Genomic DNA, 19,043 nt, shown 5'->3' with positions numbered 1-19,043 from the left:
CATTTCATACATGCTTCAATATATGCTTGTCTACTCGATGCTAGACTACAAACTTTGTTTGAAAGAATTAAAGAGGGGATCCATTTGGATCCCCTCTTTATCTTCACTCTGTTTTCCCTTTTGTCGGTATATCTTCACCAGCCCCCTCAGGCTGGGATAATTCAATATTGAATGTCTCTCCTTCCTTTACTTTTTTCCCAGGCTCAAGACTTTGTTTACTCACATATCCAGTACCTTCAGTTTTTAGATCCAGTTTTGCAACCTTAGCCAACTTCATAACATCGCGCAGGGACCATCCCTTCATGTCAGGAACATTCATTTCGCCTTCCGTCCTGAGGATTACCTTTTCACCCTGTAAGAGTACGCTCCCCGCTTTTGGGGATTGATCGAGCACTTTACGTCCACTTCCTATCGTAATTACATCATAGCCAAGCTCCTTCAGTTCTTTGACAGCCGAACTCTCGGTTTGATTCGCATAGTCCACGATTTTATTTGCTTTTTGTTTTTTCACCTCAGAAGGTTTTATGTTTAGATATTGCAGGCTATTTTGCATGACAGGATTAAATATCTCAGACAATGGATCAGCCCCAACATAAGATACACCTAACTTCGGCTGCTTGACCGCCACATACATGACCAACTGTGGATCATCTTTTGGAGCCATGCCTAGAAAGGAGAACACATAGTTATTTTTCCCTTCTAAATATCTACCTGTCGGCCCCGCAATTTGTGCAGTACCGGTTTTCCCCGCTACTTCATATCCTTCAATGGCATATTTTTTCCCTGTTCCTTTTTTCGCGGAAATTACCGTTTCCAAATAATCACGCACTTGTTTTGCAGTTTCTGCCGAAATCGGTTGCCCTGTAACTTTCGGCTTAGTTGTTTTCAGAATTTTTCCAGTATCCTGATCAGAAATGCTTTTTATCACGTACGGCCGCATCATTTTCCCGTCATTGGCTATTGCGGATGCAGCTTGGATTTGTTGAATCGGTGTAACGGTCGAACCCTGTCCAAAGGAAGTAGTAACTTTTTCAAGCTTATACTTGTATTGAATTTTTCCAGTTATCTCGTTCGGCAGGTCAATTCCCGTTTTTTTATCAAATCCGAACTTAGTCAAATACTCACGGAAAGTATCCGCTCCTATCTTATCCATTGCAAGAGTAGCAAAAGCGACGTTGGAGGAACGTTGAACCCCTTCAAGAAAGGTCATGCTCTTCCCTCTTTCGATTCCGCTATGATCTCCGATTTTCCCTGATCCGGCTTTATAGGTTCCAGCGACAAAGCTTTCATTCGGATTAAAGACCCCTTCCTCAACAGCCGCGGCAAGGGTGAATGTTTTCATGGTTGATCCCGGTTCGAAGGTTTCTTCAATAGCCAGGTTCCGCCAAGTATCCGTAAGACCGACTTTCGTTGTCGGATGGAAGGTAGGCCTTTGCCCCATCGCCACGATTTCCCCCGTTTTCGGATTGGAGACAATCGCTATGATTTGTTCAGGATCGTATTTTTCCTGCACTTTGCTCATCGAGTCTTCCAAGAATGTTTGTATTTTCTTGTCGATTGTAAGCATGACATCATTGCCATTATCCGGAGCAACAACCTTTTCTTCCTTATCAGGTAAGAGGAAGCCCCATGAGTCACTGTCATATGTCAGCTTCCCATCCGTTTCCTGCAATTCTTTATTGAGGTACCTTTCGATGCCGAATTTACCAGCCATTTCTCCCGTTTTTTCATCCTTTTCTACATAGCCAATCAGATGGGAAGCAAAAATCCCATTAGGATAAAAACGTTTATTGGTCCTTCCGAATGTAATACCCGGTAGTTCCAATTTTTCTATTTTCTGCTTTGTGACCTGAGTCAAATCCTTGCCGGCACTGCCAAACTCCACCTGGTATGCCTTTTTTTTCGTAAGTCTTTCATAGATGTCCTGTTCATCCATGTCGATATATTTAGCAAGCTTATTCGCAGTCATCTCCGGATCCTTGACATGCTCCGGCTCCTTTTCACTGAGTACCGCCCTTAAGATATAGGAGGAAGTATCCTCGGCGATGACTTCACCTTTAGTATCGAGTATGCTTCCCCTTTTTGCTTCAATGACCTGTTTTTTTTCATATTTCTTGTCGATTTTTGAAGCCAATACCTCCCCGCCTGCTGTACCTGTCACCTGAATATACAAAAAGCGGCAGACTAACACAAAAAAGAGCAGGCCGAATAAGAAGAATAATCCGGCTGCCCCATGCTTCATATTTTTTTGTTTCTGCATTATCACTGCACACCCTTCACATTATTCTCATTTAACTTGAACCCTAGCGCTGCAGCTTTTTTCCAGATTCTTTCGTATGTACTAAGTTCAGCAACCTGCACTTTCAAATCATCATTCACTTTACCCTGTTCTTCAATCGACGTTTCCACTAGCTGGATTTCTTTATTCGTTTCATAGATGGCCGCTTGATTAGAGACTATTTTCACTCCCATAAAGGTAACCATGATAGCAAGGGCACATAGTAAGAAAACTTCACCAATGGATATCTTCGCTTTACGGATGACCACTGTTTGGTGCGTCTGTTGCTGCTGTTGGTCTTCATATTGCTGTTCTTGTATTTTTTTGGCTATGGAACTCATTCATGTTCCCCCTCTACTGATTTTTTCTGTGATTATTGCTTTTCGGCGATTCTTAGCTTAGCCGACCGGGAACGATTATTCCCTTCCAATTCTTCTTCTGATGGCAAAATCGGTTTTCTCGTAATTATTTTCATAGTTGGCTTGAATTCATCCGGGATAACTGGAAGTCCAGGCGGAAGGTCCGGCATGCTGCTGGCTTTTTTAAATACCGTTTTACAAATTCTATCTTCTAGTGAATGGAATGTAATGACAGATATTCTTCCTTCTTTATCCAAAAGCGATATGGCTTGCTCCAAGGAATCTTCAAAGACACCAAGTTCGTCATTCACAGCGATTCTTATAGCTTGGAACACTCGTTTCGCAGGATGTCCGCCTTTACGTCTTGCCGGGGCTGGTATCCCATCCTTAATTAACTCCACAAGCTCGAAGGTCGTTTCAATCGGTTTTATTTCACGTGCCGCTTCAATTTTCCTGGCAATTTGTTTCGAAAACTTTTCTTCGCCATATTGGAAGAAAATTCTAAGCAAATCATGGAATGACCAAGTATTCACGACATCGTAGGCAGAAATGGCAGCACTTTGGTCCATCCTCATATCCAATGGTGCATCATGGTTATAGCTGAAACCACGCTCTGGTGTATCCAATTGTGGGGATGAAACACCCAAATCATATAGGATCCCGTCCACTTTCTCGATTCCGCGGGCATTCAACTCTTCTTTTAAGTATTTAAAATTATTAGGAACAAGAACAATACGTTCGCCATAGCTTTCCAATTTTTCCTTAGCATTCCGAATCGCCGTTTCGTCCTGATCAAAAGCATAAAGCCTTCCCTTGTCAGAGAGCTGTGAAAGTAAGTATTCGCTGTGACCGGCTCCTCCTAAAGTACAATCCACATAAATTCCATCAGGTTTGATGTTCAATCCATCAACCGTCTCTTTTAATAACACTGTTGTATGTTGAAACATGTTAGACATCCTTCCAATCGGTTATTGAGTGACCCTATTTCTGGGGGCAGCCTTAAATATCAAAGCCAATCATATTTTCTGCTATCTCAGCGAAAGAATCCTCAGAAGCTGAAAAATAGTTTTCCCAAAGGGATTTGCTCCAAATCTCAATACGATTGGTAACACCAAGAATTACACATTCTTTTTCCAATTGGCCATATGAAGTAAGCGGCGTGGGGATATTAATTCGCCCTTGTTTATCAATTTCGCATTCTGTAGCTGCAGAAAAGAAAAAACGGGTAAAGGCTCGGGCATCTTTTTTTGTTAAAGGCAGGGCTTTCAGCTTTTCTTCAAGCAGCTTCCACTCTTCCATAGGGTAACCAAATAAACATTGATCGAGTCCGCGGGTAAGGACAAATTGCTCCCCGAGATTTTCCCTGAATTTCACTGGGACTATCAAACGGCCCTTTATATCGATGTTATGATGGTACTCTCCCATGAACATACCCAATACCCCCACATTCTAATCTCAATGTACCACATTCCCCCACCTTTCTCCACTTGTTTTTACTTTCTCCTTCCAAGTAAAAATTCCCTTCTTTTCTACTTAAGTTTATTTAGCCAAATTATTTACAGAAACGTGCACTTCCCTCGAACGGACTCAGACTAAGACGCAGCCCCACCATTCCTGTCGAAGAGACTACCTGATAAGTGCCCAGGAAACAGAAAAAAAGACAGGCTTTAGCACCTGTCTTTTTTACATTTTTAATCCCTCCGGCAGGATTGGTTTGTGGCAACCTTATTCAAAATGATGTGTCCGCCACTTTTCCCCAAAACGGATGGTTTTTCTAAATAAAAATCAATTTATGCTGATTATTGAACCGGTATTCCAGTTTCATCATATCCCGTACGAACTCTGGCCCGTATTGATTTAAGTAATAAACCACATTCCAAATCCTCTCCTGGGGTGATCCAAGAGGGTACAGTGAATTTGCGATCCGTTCATATTTTTTCAATGTGACAGAATGCCGTTCCTTTGTACGGTCACCGATTTTGCCATACATGAAATTCAATTGCTTTTGAATGAATTCAATGTTTTTGTTCAACATCGGCTCAAGTGCTCTATCTAAAGAGACAGCGTGGGCAAATAGCTTTTCATGGTTCTCTTCAAGCTGTGATTTCAGTGTCCCGAACAGGGTGTCAATCGTCTCATCTTTCACCGAATCAAGGTAACTTTTCACAGCATTAGCGGTTCCTTCGGTCAGAACAGTTTCCAAACTGAGTTCCATTTCTTCAAGGTCGCTATGGATATTGCGCTCTACCAGCGTGATGTTTAACCTAGGAATGATTGGGGGCATCTTCATGGAAAACAACTCAAATGCCTTTTTTAATTCTGCCCAATAGGCTATTTCCCCTGGTCCAGAAACGAAAGCCAATACAGGGAAAAGCATTTCCTGCATGAGCGGGCGTGTAATGACATTGTTGCTTAATCGTTCTGGATGATTTTTGGCAATCTGCAAGAGTTCCTCCCTGGTAAATGATACCTCACCGTTTTTACCGCTGAAACCGCCTTCTACACGTTCGAGTAAACATCGATCTTTTTTTTCTGGATCATAATAAAATAAATTAGCTGCCCGATTATCCATTTCAATCATTTTTGCATACCCTTTCGCACGCATGAATGATTGCTGTTCCTCGACCACTTCAGCAATCCGTCCACTTTCATTGATCATCGATTCAAAGTATGCCTTCTCAATTCTCCTTAACTCCAGATCTCCGGCATCAACTAGTAAAAGGCCATATTCTTTGAACCATTCATGAATCAGTCTGGCAAAGAAGTCAACGAAAGTATTCGATTGCTTAATGGTTTCCTTCATATCAATCAGGAGTTTATTCGTAAAGGCCGTTTCTCCATAAGTTTCAATGATTTCCTCAAGCCACTTCTCAGCCTTATCCGTTTCCAGCTCTACATCAGAAACCATTGTTTTATAAGGCTGATAGGAAGGATAGGATTTCTTATCGGGTTTACCGTTTTTCATAACATAAACATGATTGACTTCAGCCAAATCATGATCTTCTCCAGCTATCCAAAAAACTGGAATGACTGGCTGCCCCAGTTCTTTTTCCTGTTCTTCCGCAAGCTTAATGATCGAAATCACTTTATGAATGGTATACAGCGGCCCTGATAATAACCCAGCCTGCTGTCCTCCAATCACCACAACGGAATCATCCCTGCGCAACCTTGCAATATTCGCCTTAACTGTCTCACTGGTTGAAAAACGAGACATGTATTGTTGTATGTAATCCGACAATTCATCACGTAAAAAAGAGCGGTTCATCAATTCATTATATCTATTGAGATAAATGTCAGGCTTAGACAAGTCATAGTGAAAATAATCCTCCGTTTCAAGACGGTTTTGTAAATAGTCCGATGCAAAACGGTTTAAAGATGGTAACGCGAGATCTTTCATCTCCATTTCTGTTCTCCCTTTCTCTGCAACTACAATTCTTTTTAGAGTATAACATTCCGGTTTAAGAAAACAAAAGAAGTTGCCCAGCAGCAGAAAATTGATGCGATGTTCTATGTTATGTAGTAAATATCTTCGTAATACTTGTAATTATTCCAATGGAAAATAATAGAAGGTAAGCTGCGAAAAAGAAGGCGAAGTTCACTCTCCAAAAACCCTTTAATACCTTATGGAAAATGATTTCTTCTTTTACCTTGTAATGGACAAGGACCACCACGAATGCGTTGATGATCATGATCAGCATGATCACCCAAAGAATTTGCTTATCCCAAATCGTAATGATCAAATAATGGACGGATAATACGAACAGCAGCGTACTCATGTCCATAGCAAATTGAACGGAGCGCCTATGGTTTCCAGTAAATTGTTTGGCACTGATAAAAAAAAGTAAATACCCTACGAAAGGCAAGGTAATAAATATCGCGGCAAGGCTTGAAACTACGTACGGCACATTCTCATCCCCCCTGAGATTCTTTTCCTTTGACCATCTTATATAGAGAAGATGTCAGGCATTCACTTTTCCCTTTACTCTTTGCCTCCGAGAGGATATGACCCAAAATAGCATCAATTTCCGTTTTGCGGCCATTTTCTATATCTTTCAGCATTGACGATCGATTTTCTGCAGTTGACATACAAACGGATTTCACATGTTCAAATGACTCATCCTTATTATGAACCTCCAAAATACTGGAGATTTCCCCGAAAAGTTCTTGGAATAATTGGTAATAGTAGGGGTTAGTGATTAAACCGCCATTTTCCACACCAAGTATCGCCGTTAACGGGTTTATCACTGCATTAACGACAAGCTTATCGATAAGCATCGAGTGAAAATCCTCACTCTTCGCAAAAGGAAAATGGTCAATCCTTTCATTCACTAACGATAGTTGCTCAAGTTCCCCTTTAAAGGAAGCGACCCTTGTAATGCCGTGCCCAGTATGCTCCACGGTATTCCCGTCATGTTTCATTGCCCCATGCTCCACTACCCCCACATATATGGTCGGGGATTGAAGCTGCTTTAAATAAGAAATATGCCCATAGCCATTCTGCAAGAATAGCATTGGAACCTGAATACCTTTGATCCTAGGCAATATTTGCGGCAGGTGATATTGCTTGACGGCCAATATTAAAAGCTCCACATCCGATATCCCATCATCCAGGCCCTTGGAAATGATGCCTGTCAGCAGCCTGCTTTCACCATCCGTAATAAGACGGATCCCATCACGTTGGATGATGGACGCCTGATCCGCAGTATGAGTATAAAGTGTCACACCATGTTTTTCACTTAAATGAGACGCAAACAGCAGCCCTATGGCCCCTCCCCCAATGATTCCAATTCTCATAATACCCTTCCTTACTTTTTGAAATATATTCCCTATTTTATCACATTATCTTTTTTATCCTGCATCAATTTTCCCATCGTTGGAAAACACAGCACACCTATTTGAATGAAATTGAACTGCCATTAACAATGGCTCGTCATAAAATACCAATGGAAAGAACTATTAATACGCCATTGAAGATATATTTTCTTCTTTAAGCGTTAATTTAATGGTATATTAGATACGAAAAGCTTAGCCATTTTGAATACTTTTAGGAACAAAAGATAACTCCAAACTCAACCCACGGGAAATTTAAGGGAAAAGGACGGGGGATAAAAGGCTATAAGCATTTAGACAGCTAGGATTAGTCGATGATGTCATACTAGATTTGACCTAAGCTGGAATTCCACATGGTAAAGATCAGTGGGATGACTTTCAAAGGGTACTATCGGAAGAGGTTTATCAGAATTAAGGGGGAGCTTTTTTATGGAATACAAGGTGGAACGATTACTTGTAAATTTTAAAACGCTTGAGGAATTCAAAAAATTCAAAGAATACGGGATACAGGAACTGTCAATGCTAGATGATTTAGAAGGTAACATCATCGAAAATGACAGCCAATCCCCTTTTTACGGAATCTTTTATGGCGACAAACTTGTAGCACGCATGAGCCTGTATAAAAGAAGCGCTAAATTCGACGAGTATTTTGACAAGTCCAGGGACTTCCTTGTTCTTTGGAAACTTGAAGTCCTGCCTAACTATCAGAAAAAAGGTTATGGAAGAGCTTTGGTCGAATTCGCCAAAAGCCTGAACATGCCTATCAAAACCAATCCAAGAGTTCATTCACAAGACTTTTGGAAAAAGATGGGTTTTTCTGCTGTTTCCTATGATATGGACAGGGACCTCGGAGAAAACCCGCTGATTTGGAGCCCATTTGAAATACAAGATAATAAAGAAGTAGATACACAAGAATAAGGAAGCACCAAGAAAATGCGGGCGGATTTTCCCACCCGCATTTTTTATTTATTGACCCTTTCCAGATTACCATTCTTATCCATTTGAAAACTCACCTTCGGATTAGTCTTTTCGTCCTCTTGTACACTAAGTTTTCGTGCGCGCTCCATAATCTGCATTAACGCACGGTAATCTTCCTCAACAGCTTTCAGGTTTTCTTTAAGCAATTCATTTTCTTCCAACAACCGGACATTTTCCCGTTCAAGAAATAGGGACCGCTCAGAAATCCGTTCTTTTTCCTTATTATCAAGCTGAAAGAATTCATCCATTTTAGTTAAATATAATATAACTTCCTGAAGGGTAATAGATTCTTTCTCTTCATGCTCGGGTGCTTTTTCTCCAATCGTGACATTCTCCACCGCTGCAACCGAATCCCTTTCCATTTCAGGATTATCGACTACCTGTTCTTTCCTTTGTTTTTTCGCCAGCTCTATCCCTGACTTATATTGCTTCCTTACAAATGAATTCCAACGGAACCCACAAGCGGCAGATGTCCTCGATAACTGCTTCCCCACTTCTTCAAACGCCTTTAATTGTGTACTGCCCTCTCGTATATGCCTCAGTACCACTTCAGCCAACAACAGATCCTCATCATGAGTCCATGCATCTTGTCTCGCAATCGTCATCTCTCTACCTCCCAGCAAGTTTTAATTCATAATATGCACATGCTAGGAAAGATAGAAGATATATAGAACGTGTAATATTTATTTTTTCTTTTTTAAAAAACGATCGACTGCAGCATGATGCTCATCACTTGCCCACAGTTTAGCACATTCCCGGATTTCCGCGTCCATTCTTCCTTTAAGCCCGCTACCCTGCCATTTACGGACCAGCAATCGTTTATAGGCCATCAATACCCCTATCTCATGGCTGAGAAAATCTTCTGCGAACCTTTCCCATCCTTCCGTACCTTCTCCGACTATCTCATCTACGAAACCAAATTCCTTTGCTTCCTCAGCTTTATGTATTTTTGCATCCAATAATAGCTTTAGCGCTTTTTGCTCTGGTATTTTTTCAAGTAAAAGTGAAGCTCCGCCCCAGCCTGTCGTAATTCCCAGGGTACCTTGCACAAACCCTAGCTTGACTTCGCTCTTTGCTAATCTGAAATCACAAGCTGTTGCTATTTCGCATCCACCGCCGAAAGCACTTCCATTGATGAGCGCTATTGTTGGTTTTGGGAAAACTGCTAGTTTATACAGAATTTCACCCATTTTCGATAACATAGCAAAGGCCTCTTCTTCTGTGTGCAAATCCTGAAATTCCCTTAGATCCCCGCCTGAACAGAATGCCTCAGATCCCGCCCCTGTCAGGACTAGCAACTTAACTTCATCATCGAATGCAGTTTCTGACAATATCGACTCAAGTTCGTCCATCAATTGATAATTCACGGCATTCCTTTTCTCCGGTCTATTAAATATGAGCTTCATGAAACCGCGTTTATCCTTTTCAACTTCAATCACCTGATCCATGTAAACACCTTCTCCAAAATCATCGGCAAACACAAATGATTCAAAATATTCTGCCAAATATATTTGTAAAAAAAGCACAGAGAAAAATCCCTGCGCTTTGATTAGCGTGTTGCATCAAGAAAGCAAAGCTCTCAAGTAGGTCAAGAAATTATTTTGCGACAACTTCTTTTCCTTTATATGTTCCACATTCTTTACAAACGTGATGTGAAAGAGTCATTCCACCACAGCTCGGGCATTCTACCATACCAGGTACTTGAAGCTTGAAGTGCGTACGACGTTTTCTTTTTACAGTTTTCGACGTTCTTCTAAAAGGTACAGCCATTATTCCCACCTCCTTAAAAAATATAAAAAAGCTGGAAAAATCGGATTAACGATTTTTCGTTCCAATCAAGATTCTTTATTGTTGTCAAAAAAGTCGGCAAGCTTTGCAAATCTCGGATCAACCTTGTGCTCATTTTCCTCTTCAGAAATAACGGCCCAGTCTTTCCCGGATTGAGGAGCAGCTTCGTTCGAATCGACATCCTCACAAAAAACCTGCATCGGAATTTCTAGCAATAAATTTTCTTTAATTACCGGTATTAGGTCTACAACTTCACCTTCCACAACAGTGACATCATCTCCGTAGAAATCAGCGCCATCTGCCTTTAAAAGAAAGGTTTCCTTTGTATCAATATCAATCGGATATTTAACGTCTACCAGTGTACGGGAGCAAGGTAATGTTAATTCACCTGAAAGATGCAAGTGAAAAGTAATCTCGGTCGGGCTGATATCAGCTCTTCCTGCTACTCTGATCGGAGAAACATCGCGAATTTGCGGGTCTCTTTCTCTAATGTCCAAGACATCCACCAGTTCATCAAACCGTAAATCTTTGTCCCGAATTTTTTGAAGTTGACTAATCGTCCATTTCAAATGAAATCACCTCAAGGCAACAAAAATAATTATAGCTTTCAATTATAAGTTTGTCAATATTTTTTCTTTACACTATAATGTAGTCATCCTAACTGATTGTCTAAGTTTAAGAATCATTTCAAACAAAGAATCCGGACAGTTACTTATAGTAATTTTACTTGAAATACTATTTTAGCACTAAGTTGATAAAATACAAAGTTTTTCTCTGAGGTGAACGAATGAAAGCTTGCGGTTTAGTAGTCGAATATAACCCTTTTCACAATGGACATGTTTTACATGCAAGAGAAAGTAGAGAAAAAACAGGGGCAGATGTTGTGGTCGCTGTTATGAGCGGACCCTTCTTACAGCGTGGCGAGCCCGCTATCGTCAGCAAATGGACACGTGCCGAAATGGCCTTGAACGGCGGCATAGATCTTGTCATTGAGCTGCCCTATGCTTTCGCGACACAGAAGGCGGAAATATTTGCAAAAGGATCTATTTCTCTTTTGGAATCAATTGGCTGTGATTCCTTTTGCTTTGGTAGCGAGGATGGCAGAATCGAACCATTCATCACCGCCCACAGAATCCTATCGGATAATTCCGCTGCATTTGATGCCGCAATTAAATCGGCTATGGATGCCGGTAATAGTTATCCGGCCAGCGCTGCCCAGGCTTATCGATCAATCATCAATGATGATGCCGAATTGGATTTGACGAAGCCAAATAATATTCTTGGCAAGGAATATGTAAGTACTGCACTTTCAAACGGCTACTCCATTCGCCCTTATACGATTCAAAGGGTCGCTGCCGGATACCATGATACAAAGTTGTCCAAAGACCCTATTGCCAGTGCAACGGGGATACGTAAGGCCATCCATGAACATCAGGAGTTAAATTCCGTTTCCAGTTATATTCCTCAACCGTCGTTGAATGGTCTTGAGCAATATTTAACGCACTACAATGCTTTGCATGACTGGGAAATGTATTGGCCCATGTTGAAATACCGAATCCTTTCTTCCTCTTTAACCGAATTGGCAGGGATATACGAAATTGAGGAAGGCATTGAACACAGGATAAAGGAGATGGCCAAACGATCTTCGAGCTTTTCGGGATTCATGGCAGCCCTGAAGACAAAACGCTACACATGGACACGGCTGCAACGAATGTGTGTCCATATATTGACTCATACAATAAAGGAACTGATGATTCACAATGACCAACCAGCCTATATCAGACTTCTTGGCATGAATGGCCGGGGACAAGAATATCTTCGCACTGTAAAAAAAGGCTTATCCCTCCCGCTCATCTCTAAACTTTCGTCCTATCAGAAACAGGACATCGATACGGACTTGCGAGCGGCACAGGTGTATGCACTGGGCTTGCCGGAACCATATCAGGCTGCATTGATGAAACGGGAATATGAATCTCCCATCATTTTTAAATGAAGAATGGTTTAAGCTTGGCCCGTCCATCCTTAAAAATTAAAAATCAATCATCAAAAAAAGCGCAAACAGTAGATGACTGCCTGCGCTTTTTTTCATTTTTCTTTTCCTTTTAGCTTCGTTAAATAGGCTATTGCATCATCAAAGTTGTCCACCGGCACGATCTTCATGTCCGTGTCGATATCCTTTGCTGCAATAAGTGCATCTTCATAATTAGAACCTGCTGCTCCGTTTTCATTCGGGGCAAAGAATATTTCGGCTCCAGACTTATCGGCTGCAACTATTTTCTGTTGAATTCCGCCAATTGGACCGACTGTCCCATCGTCGGACATCGTTCCTGTACCCGCTATGTCATACCCTTTTGTAAGATCGCCCTTTGTTAATTGGTTATAAATTTCCAATGAAAACATTAAACCAGCAGAAGGACCGCCTATTTGTTCTGAATCTATGGAAATCGCCGGTTTTGTGTTCACTTTTCGATTATCATCCAGCGAAATGCCTATCCCTACCCTATTTGGGTCATTTTTAAAAGGCTGCAAAGAAAGAACGGCCGTTTTCTCCGTCTCTTCCCGCTTATACACTATTTTAACTTTGTCTCCAGCCTTCTTTCCGTTAATATAGTTCATGAATTCCTGTGCAGACTTGAATTTAACATCATCGACCTGAATGATTTGATCGCCCGCTTTCAGCTCTTTAGCTGCCGGCATTCCTTTTAGCACGTCCAAAACATATACACCCAGGTACTCGTATTCGACCTCTTTCCCTGCTTTTTTATATGCAATCTGAATGGCATTATTTTTAGAACTATCCATTAAGTGCAGCTGCCTGATATTATATTCTTCATCTGTTTCATCTTCGCTTCGAATGGAGGTTTCCGGATAAAGTTCCTGATATTTGCTCCACTTCGCCAGCATGTAGGAATATACATTCGCCCGGCCCATCCTTACAGTGGTTAACATAAAGCTTCCTTTTGCTTCATCTCCTCCGGATACCTCAATGATTGGCTCCAATTCTTTGGCCATTCCTGGTTTTGATACATAAAAAGGTAGGGAATAAAGGGCTGATGCTATGAGAAGTATAGCCACCACCAGGAAAGTGCGTACATACATTTTACGGCTCATCTTCAAAGGACTCCTTCCAAGTAACAATACTCTGCTTAATTTGATCTATCTTTCCTCTTGCTGCTTCTTCTCCAATACTAATTATTTCCTGTACATTTGTAAATGATTTCGAGCTGTATTTCTCCACCCTGGGACGTATCATGACGTCTGAGGCAAACTCCCTGCTTTTAACCAGCTCCATTTGCAGGATATCGAGGCTTTGCATGATGACGTCATAAATGGAGTTTATCTCCATATCCTGTTTTACGTGGGCTACATCCACACCAATTATGATGTCTGCTCCCATATCCTTCACGACTGAAACAGGAACCCTGTCAACCACTCCTCCATCAACAAGCAGTCTGTTTTCGATTTTTTCGGGAATGAAAATGCCGGGAATGGAGATGCTTGCCCTTACAGCCGGTGCGATGGGACCTTCCTGAAAAATGACTTTTTCCCCCGTTTTTATATCAGTGGCGACCACTGCCACAGGAATATCAAGTTCTTCAAATTTTTTGCCATATGTAAATACCCTGATTAAATCCTTTGTCCGTTTCCCCGAAATGAAGCCCATTTTAGGTATGGTGAAGTCTAAATAATACTTTCGCTTAAATGCACGGGACAACTTATACAGCCTCTCGATATCCGAACCCGCTCCATAAAAGGCAGCAACCATGGCCCCCATGCTGCTTCCGGCAATCATATCTATCGGAATGCCTTCTTGCTGCAATACCTTTATCACGCCAATATGTGCAAACCCCCTAGCTCCTCCTGACCCAAGTGCAAGCCCGACCTTTGGTTTCGCCAAAGATATCCCTCCCGCTGTAACTAGTTCAAAATATTGAAATAACACTCATTCAAAGTTATGGTCTTAAACGGATTTATAGAAGCATATTATTTATATTGACAGTGAAACAAGCCTGGCGGATATAACCCATGTAGCCAATAAAGTGAGGTCTTCATTGAAATCCCATTGTGCGGATTCTCCTCATCTATACATGTCGGTACAATCCAAATTCCATCATGCGCTTACTTTTTGAGAAAAGGAAGTTCATATTTTATTATATACGAAACGAACTGCCCTTATTTAGAAACCTTCAAGAGGAGGCTGAATTTTGCTAAAATCAAAATCCAAAACAGTACTGTTGGCTACCTCCGTCACGATGATGGCAGTTGGCTTGATCATCTTCCCCCAAGAATCCTTTGAGGCTTCCAAAGGCGGACTGAATATTTGGTGGACAATTGTTTTTCCTTCGCTTCTACCTTTCTTGATTCTCTCGGAGTTATTAATCAGTTTCGGCGTTGTCAGGTTCATTGGCGTCATGCTCGAACCATTTATGCGTCCCTTATTCCGTGTACCAGGAGTGGGCGGTTTCGTTTGGGCGATGGGACTTGCATCAGGGTTTCCCGCTGGAGCGAAATTCACTGTAAGGCTTCGTCAGGAAGAACAATTGACCCGCATCGAAGCTGAAAGACTCGTTTGTTTTACTAATTCATCCAATCCATTGTTCCTGTTCGTTGCCGTTGCCGTTGGGTTTTTCCATAATCCTCATTTAGGTATCATCCTTGCACTTTCCCACTACCTAGGAAATTTTTGTGTAGGCATCATCATGCGTTTTTACCGTTGGAAAGAAGAAAAATCCCATACAAATGCAATGGCTAAGCTCCCTTCCATAAGACTAGCCTTTAGCCAAATGCATCGAACCAGGATAAAAGAAACAAGACCATTTGGCAGATTACTTGGAGACGCGGTTCTCTCATCCATTCAAACCCTATTAATGATCGGGGGGTTCATCATTCTCTTTTCGGTGGTGAACAAGCTTTTATTTCATATGAATATTACCGGATTGCTGGCTAACGTGGTCGGAGGAATTTTACATATTTTCAATTTCCCCGATTCCTTAAGCCTTCCCTTCATATCAGGCATGTTTGAAATGACTCTTGGTTCAAAATTAACCAGTACGGCCGAAGATGCGACACTCTTTCAACAAACTGTGATGACAAGTTTCATCTTAGCTTTCAACGGTTTCAGCATTCAAGCGCAAGTTGCCAGCATCATTGCCGCAACAGACATTCGTTTCACTCCCTTTATTCTGGCAAGGATAGCACATGGCCTTCTGGCATCCATTATTACCATCTTACTTTGGGAACCATTATATAAAGGCAATATGTACAGCGGCAGCCCGATAAACGCATTCCCAGTCAGCGGTTCAGGTGAACACGCGAATTCGCTATATCAGAGCATGCTTGATTTCGGACCCATTCTAACACTCGTATTTTTGATCCTATACATCATCATATTTACCAAAAGGCTATTCAAAGGCCTTTCGTAAACCGAAAAAAGAGCATTGCTCGTAGGCAATGCTCTTTTTTCTATCCTTTCAGTCCCTCGTATTTTTTGGCCAGAGCCTTCTCGACGACGCTCGGCACTAGTTCGGAGATATCCCCGCCATACTTCGCAACCTCTTTCACGATACTTGAACTCAAGAAAGAATATTGATTTTTCGTCATGATAAAGAATGACTCTATTTTATTGTTCAGGAATCGGTTCATCGAAGTTCCCTGCATTTCATATTCAAAGTCGGAAGTCGCCCTCAATCCCCTGATGATGGCATTCGCGGAAACGCTTTCAGCATAGTCGACCGTCAATCCCTGATAGAAATCCACTTTAACATTCGGCATATGGGCCGTCGCTTCAGTAATCAAATCCAGTCTCTCCTCCACAGTAAAAAGTGAATTTTTCGCTGAATTGTTCACGATGACCACATATACCTCATCAAAAACATTCGCTCCCCTTTGAATGATATCAAGATGACCAAATGTTATTGGATCAAAACTCCCCGGACAAATCGCTATTTTGGACATTCATAGTTCCCCCTGTTCGTGTACGTTTCCCCATTGATAAATCGTTACGGCAATGACGCCATAAACTTCTTTTCTCTTAACGGTAAAGTCACCAACTTTTTCTGGCAATGTAACATCATGGCCATGCTCACAAACAATGTATCCCATATCGTTCAGCAATCGGTATTTATGTATTTCTTCAAGAATTTCGACAAGCTTTTGTTTCTTATAAGGTGGATCAAGAAAAATCAATTCAAAAGTCATTTCCCTTTTCACCAAAGCCTTCAGTGCACGCTCTGAATCATTTTTATAAACTTCTGCACGGTCTGAAAACTTGCATAGTTCCAAATTGGCCTTAACCGTTTGATTCGCTTTAAAATCACGGTCGACAAATATGGCTTTATCCATGCCTCTGCTTAACGCTTCAATTCCCAGTCCACCGCTTCCGGCAAACAAGTCGAGGACCAGCCCTCCTTCGAAATAAGGACCAATCATATTGAAAATGGATTCCTTGACTTTATCAGTAGTCGGCCGGGTTCCTGTACCCGGTACAGCCTTAAGTGGTCTTCCTTTGCAAATTCCGGAAACGACCCTCATCATCCTCACCACATTTTATGACAAATTTCTGTTACTTTCCTATCCTAACATATTAGAAAAAGCTAGCCAATATTTAAACCGATTTGGCTTCATTTCCAAGATGAAAATCGACTTATAATTTCGGACCATGAAAGGAAGATATCCATTCTTTTTATAAATCTTTTACATTTTGAATAATAAAGTGGTTTTTGGCAATAATGTGAATAACAACATTCCTTTTTAGGTGTTGTTGCCAACCGCGGAGAAGGCTTACGTTTCCCCATAAGTTCTTCCTCCGGTTTCTCCTCTCCCTTTGCCTTCTGGTCCATAGTTAGACTTAGAAGGACCCTGCATATTTTTGCAGGGCTTTTTTTTTTGATAAACCTCTGATAACTAATTTTCTTTGTCATGATTCGTCAATGAAGTTGTCCTTCTCTTTTATGAGGGATAATGATAAAGTAATGAATAATAAGTTAGTTAGGAGAGGTTTAATTGATTCAACGTTTTATTGAAATTGGACAAGGATATTCCGATATATATGAGTTGCTGGAAGTAGGCCGCAATCATAAACATCGAGTAGCAAGGCTTTTGGCCATGCATACAACTATTGATGATAAAAAGGTAACGTCATTGGTTATCGTCATGCAGCCCACAGATCCTGGAAAATTCCAGCCACTTTACATTTGCCGTGAAGGTATACCAAATCCTCATGCCACCAAAAACAAACGCTATGAGCTTTTTGAGAACTTAGCGGAGGAACTGGATAGACCAATTATTGAAATTGACGTGAAACCTTCGGTGCTCTTTGCAGAAATCGAATTGTACTACCAACACTTAATCGGCATTTTGCGAATGAATAGATATCTACCCCCATTAGGTTGAAAGATACTGATGCCAGAAATTGAAAAAGGCTGACTCCGCATGAGTCAGCTTTTTTCAAATCCCCATTTTATAATCATATTCTTTCGCTTTATCCGGTTTGGAGTTTTCGAACTCAACCTTCAAAAAAGGCTTGTAAGAAAGGTCCACTTTTTTAACGAACGAATAATTATTCAGCTTTTCCACTAGTGGTTCCACTTCATCCATATTCGTATAAAGAACTACATATTTCAGTTTTTTTGAAACATAATGGATATTCCCAAATTTCCTAAGCATTTTGGCTTGTTTCAATGTATGTAAATAGACGATGATTCCCTGTCTCGCTCCAAGCATATCAATAACTCCCTTTTATAAAGGTTTTAACTAAGTGTAGCATAGCAGAATCTTTACTTTCAACCAAGAAAAAAGATTATAAACAAAATTCTCTCACTATTATGAATATAAACACTGTGAAAGGAGCCAAACAACGATGGATTTAAACCAAATTTGGAGTCAATTTATTGATCATCTATTAGATAATGATGAAATTACCCAAGCTTCGGTAAAAAAGTTCACAGGTATACCATTTATATATATCCATTATCAACCGGTACAAAATGGTAATAAGCTTTCTTTCTTAATAAAAAAAGCCGCAAGCCTTTCAATGCGTGGCAAGCAGCTTCATTGTGAAACCATTTTCGTACGGCAGGAAGAACGTATATATGTCTTCCGGCATCGTTTTTTTGTACCGCAGCAAAAGATGTTTTGCTGCGGCAACCTTTGTCCGGATTGTATCTTATATCGCAGTTAATCGCTATATAACGTATCCGGTTGATCCACTGTCTCGACGAAAGTTTCATACATGACACAGCCAACGAACTCCGTAGCAATGTCGAATTTCGATGGCTGGTTTTCTTATATACCGGCCTGAATGTTTACGATTCTTGCCATTAGCTTAAGCAGAGCATCCACAACTTCCGCCGGTTCCGCAGCTTCCCGTTGAACATCCACCTGATGAAACAAAAAATGGATTCCCCGCTGGGGTTTTGACCTGTTCAGAAACGGCTCGGCCAATTTTTCCGCTTATTTCATCAAGAACGGATTGTAACTCGGTCTCCGCCCCCTTAAACCTCGCCACGGCAGGATGCATATCCATGTCTCGTTTAGCTTGTCTGGTTTCTAAATTGATGCGTTTATAATCCGGATGATATTTACCGAACCTTTGAACATCTTCAAATAGATCCTTTAGCGAAGTAAACTTGGAAATTTTCCGCTGTGCCTCTTTGTCGCTTTGTAATTTATATAAACTAAGGAGGTATTCTTCCCCTATTTCAGAATGAAGGATCATTTCAGCCAATCCATCAGCCTGTTGTAAAATGTCGATGATTTCCATAGTAGCAAGCATTAACAAGCTCACCTCCACATCCATTCTACCATTTCTC

General features: G+C 41.1%; 22 protein-coding genes. 5 read left to right on the top strand and 17 right to left on the bottom strand.

Annotation, left to right across the window (positions count from 1 at the left end):
* Window positions 1-103 precede the first annotated feature (103 nt).
* The 7 genes from N0M92_RS01675 to N0M92_RS01645 form a co-directional block, all read right to left on the bottom strand.
* Window positions 104-2,260: a penicillin-binding protein gene (locus N0M92_RS01675; protein ID WP_260284193.1), complete on the bottom strand. Its 2,157-nt coding sequence runs from the start codon at window positions 2,258-2,260 to the stop codon at window positions 104-106.
* A 2-nt stretch (window positions 2,261-2,262) separates the two neighbouring features.
* Window positions 2,263-2,619 (bottom strand): cell division protein FtsL, encoded by a 357-nt coding sequence (gene ftsL / locus N0M92_RS01670; RefSeq protein ID WP_101224576.1) that lies wholly within the window; start codon window positions 2,617-2,619, stop codon window positions 2,263-2,265.
* A gap of 32 nt (window positions 2,620-2,651) precedes the next feature.
* Complete coding sequence (rsmH, locus tag N0M92_RS01665; protein WP_034313911.1) at window positions 2,652-3,584, bottom strand: 16S rRNA (cytosine(1402)-N(4))-methyltransferase RsmH; 933 nt, start codon at window positions 3,582-3,584, stop codon at window positions 2,652-2,654.
* A gap of 52 nt (window positions 3,585-3,636) precedes the next feature.
* The gene (gene mraZ / locus N0M92_RS01660) at window positions 3,637-4,068 is read right to left on the bottom strand and encodes a division/cell wall cluster transcriptional repressor MraZ (protein ID WP_034313914.1); all 432 of its coding nucleotides are present in this window, start codon (window positions 4,066-4,068) and stop codon (window positions 3,637-3,639) included.
* A gap of 343 nt (window positions 4,069-4,411) precedes the next feature.
* On the bottom strand, window positions 4,412-6,040 hold the full coding sequence (gene bshC, locus N0M92_RS01655; protein WP_260284192.1) for a bacillithiol biosynthesis cysteine-adding enzyme BshC: 1,629 nt from the start codon (window positions 6,038-6,040) through the stop codon (window positions 4,412-4,414).
* Between the two features lie 109 nt (window positions 6,041-6,149).
* Window positions 6,150-6,542: a DUF3397 domain-containing protein gene (locus tag N0M92_RS01650; RefSeq protein WP_260284191.1), complete on the bottom strand. Its 393-nt coding sequence runs from the start codon at window positions 6,540-6,542 to the stop codon at window positions 6,150-6,152.
* 4 nt (window positions 6,543-6,546) lie between these two features.
* Window positions 6,547-7,431, bottom strand: coding sequence for a 2-dehydropantoate 2-reductase (locus N0M92_RS01645; protein WP_260284189.1), 885 nt, complete (start codon window positions 7,429-7,431; stop codon window positions 6,547-6,549).
* 465 nt (window positions 7,432-7,896) lie between these two features.
* On the opposite strand from N0M92_RS01645, the gene N0M92_RS01640 reads away from it, so the two are divergent.
* The gene (locus tag N0M92_RS01640) at window positions 7,897-8,385 is read left to right on the top strand and encodes an N-acetyltransferase (protein ID WP_260284188.1); all 489 of its coding nucleotides are present in this window, start codon (window positions 7,897-7,899) and stop codon (window positions 8,383-8,385) included.
* A 44-nt stretch (window positions 8,386-8,429) separates the two neighbouring features.
* Here the strand turns inward: N0M92_RS01640 and N0M92_RS01635 are convergent, their stop codons facing one another.
* From N0M92_RS01635 to N0M92_RS01620, 4 genes are all read right to left on the bottom strand, one after another.
* The gene (locus N0M92_RS01635) at window positions 8,430-9,050 is read right to left on the bottom strand and encodes an RsfA family transcriptional regulator (RefSeq protein ID WP_260284187.1); all 621 of its coding nucleotides are present in this window, start codon (window positions 9,048-9,050) and stop codon (window positions 8,430-8,432) included.
* Window positions 9,051-9,128: 78 nt separating this feature from the next.
* Window positions 9,129-9,893 (bottom strand): enoyl-CoA hydratase/isomerase family protein, encoded by a 765-nt coding sequence (locus N0M92_RS01630; RefSeq protein WP_260284186.1) that lies wholly within the window; start codon window positions 9,891-9,893, stop codon window positions 9,129-9,131.
* 148 nt (window positions 9,894-10,041) lie between these two features.
* Entirely contained in the window at window positions 10,042-10,215 is a 174-nt protein-coding gene (rpmF, locus tag N0M92_RS01625; protein ID WP_034313929.1) for a 50S ribosomal protein L32, read from the bottom strand.
* Between the two features lie 65 nt (window positions 10,216-10,280).
* On the bottom strand, window positions 10,281-10,802 hold the full coding sequence (locus N0M92_RS01620; RefSeq protein WP_260284185.1) for a YceD family protein: 522 nt from the start codon (window positions 10,800-10,802) through the stop codon (window positions 10,281-10,283).
* Window positions 10,803-11,020: 218 nt separating this feature from the next.
* Between N0M92_RS01620 and N0M92_RS01615 the strand changes: the two genes are divergently transcribed.
* On the top strand, window positions 11,021-12,226 hold the full coding sequence (locus N0M92_RS01615; RefSeq protein WP_260284184.1) for a nucleotidyltransferase: 1,206 nt from the start codon (window positions 11,021-11,023) through the stop codon (window positions 12,224-12,226).
* Between the two features lie 92 nt (window positions 12,227-12,318).
* Here the strand turns inward: N0M92_RS01615 and N0M92_RS01610 are convergent, their stop codons facing one another.
* Window positions 12,319-13,344 carry a SepM family pheromone-processing serine protease gene (locus tag N0M92_RS01610; protein WP_260284183.1) on the bottom strand — a complete coding sequence of 342 codons (1,026 nt, stop codon included), beginning with the start codon at window positions 13,342-13,344 and terminating at the stop codon, window positions 12,319-12,321.
* Window positions 13,334-14,131: a patatin-like phospholipase family protein gene (locus tag N0M92_RS01605; RefSeq protein ID WP_260284182.1), complete on the bottom strand. Its 798-nt coding sequence runs from the start codon at window positions 14,129-14,131 to the stop codon at window positions 13,334-13,336. The genes N0M92_RS01610 and N0M92_RS01605 overlap by 11 nt, the downstream gene beginning before the upstream one ends.
* 307 nt (window positions 14,132-14,438) lie before the next feature.
* Here N0M92_RS01605 and ylbJ point away from each other — a divergent pair, with 307 nt between their 5' ends.
* Window positions 14,439-15,656 carry a sporulation integral membrane protein YlbJ gene (gene ylbJ, locus N0M92_RS01600; RefSeq protein ID WP_260284181.1) on the top strand — a complete coding sequence of 406 codons (1,218 nt, stop codon included), beginning with the start codon at window positions 14,439-14,441 and terminating at the stop codon, window positions 15,654-15,656.
* Between the two features lie 40 nt (window positions 15,657-15,696).
* Here the strand turns inward: ylbJ and coaD are convergent, their stop codons facing one another.
* Together coaD and rsmD are read right to left on the bottom strand one after the other, a co-directional pair.
* Window positions 15,697-16,188, bottom strand: a complete 492-nt coding sequence (gene coaD / locus N0M92_RS01595; RefSeq protein ID WP_192203949.1) for a pantetheine-phosphate adenylyltransferase — start codon at window positions 16,186-16,188, stop codon at window positions 15,697-15,699.
* Entirely contained in the window at window positions 16,189-16,764 is a 576-nt protein-coding gene (rsmD, locus tag N0M92_RS01590) for a 16S rRNA (guanine(966)-N(2))-methyltransferase RsmD (protein WP_034313946.1), read from the bottom strand.
* A gap of 471 nt (window positions 16,765-17,235) precedes the next feature.
* Between rsmD and N0M92_RS01585 the strand changes: the two genes are divergently transcribed.
* Window positions 17,236-17,625 carry a DUF7147 family protein gene (locus N0M92_RS01585; RefSeq protein ID WP_260284180.1) on the top strand — a complete coding sequence of 130 codons (390 nt, stop codon included), beginning with the start codon at window positions 17,236-17,238 and terminating at the stop codon, window positions 17,623-17,625.
* Between the two features lie 54 nt (window positions 17,626-17,679).
* On the opposite strand, the gene N0M92_RS01580 is transcribed toward N0M92_RS01585, so the two are convergent.
* Window positions 17,680-17,955 (bottom strand): YlbG family protein, encoded by a 276-nt coding sequence (locus N0M92_RS01580; protein WP_048684554.1) that lies wholly within the window; start codon window positions 17,953-17,955, stop codon window positions 17,680-17,682.
* A gap of 136 nt (window positions 17,956-18,091) precedes the next feature.
* On the opposite strand from N0M92_RS01580, the gene N0M92_RS01575 reads away from it, so the two are divergent.
* Complete coding sequence (locus N0M92_RS01575) at window positions 18,092-18,412, top strand: hypothetical protein (RefSeq protein ID WP_260284179.1); 321 nt, start codon at window positions 18,092-18,094, stop codon at window positions 18,410-18,412.
* A gap of 144 nt (window positions 18,413-18,556) precedes the next feature.
* Here N0M92_RS01575 and N0M92_RS01570 read toward each other — a convergent pair whose 3' ends face one another.
* The gene (locus tag N0M92_RS01570; protein ID WP_260284338.1) at window positions 18,557-19,006 is read right to left on the bottom strand and encodes a YlbF family regulator; all 450 of its coding nucleotides are present in this window, start codon (window positions 19,004-19,006) and stop codon (window positions 18,557-18,559) included.
* Between the last annotated feature and the right edge of the window lie 37 nt (window positions 19,007-19,043).

This window comes from Peribacillus aracenensis (assembly GCF_025175645.1).
In the GTDB taxonomy this organism is placed as follows: domain Bacteria; phylum Bacillota; class Bacilli; order Bacillales; family DSM-1321; genus Peribacillus; species Peribacillus aracenensis.
This window is presented reverse-complemented; position numbering and strand designations above follow the sequence as displayed.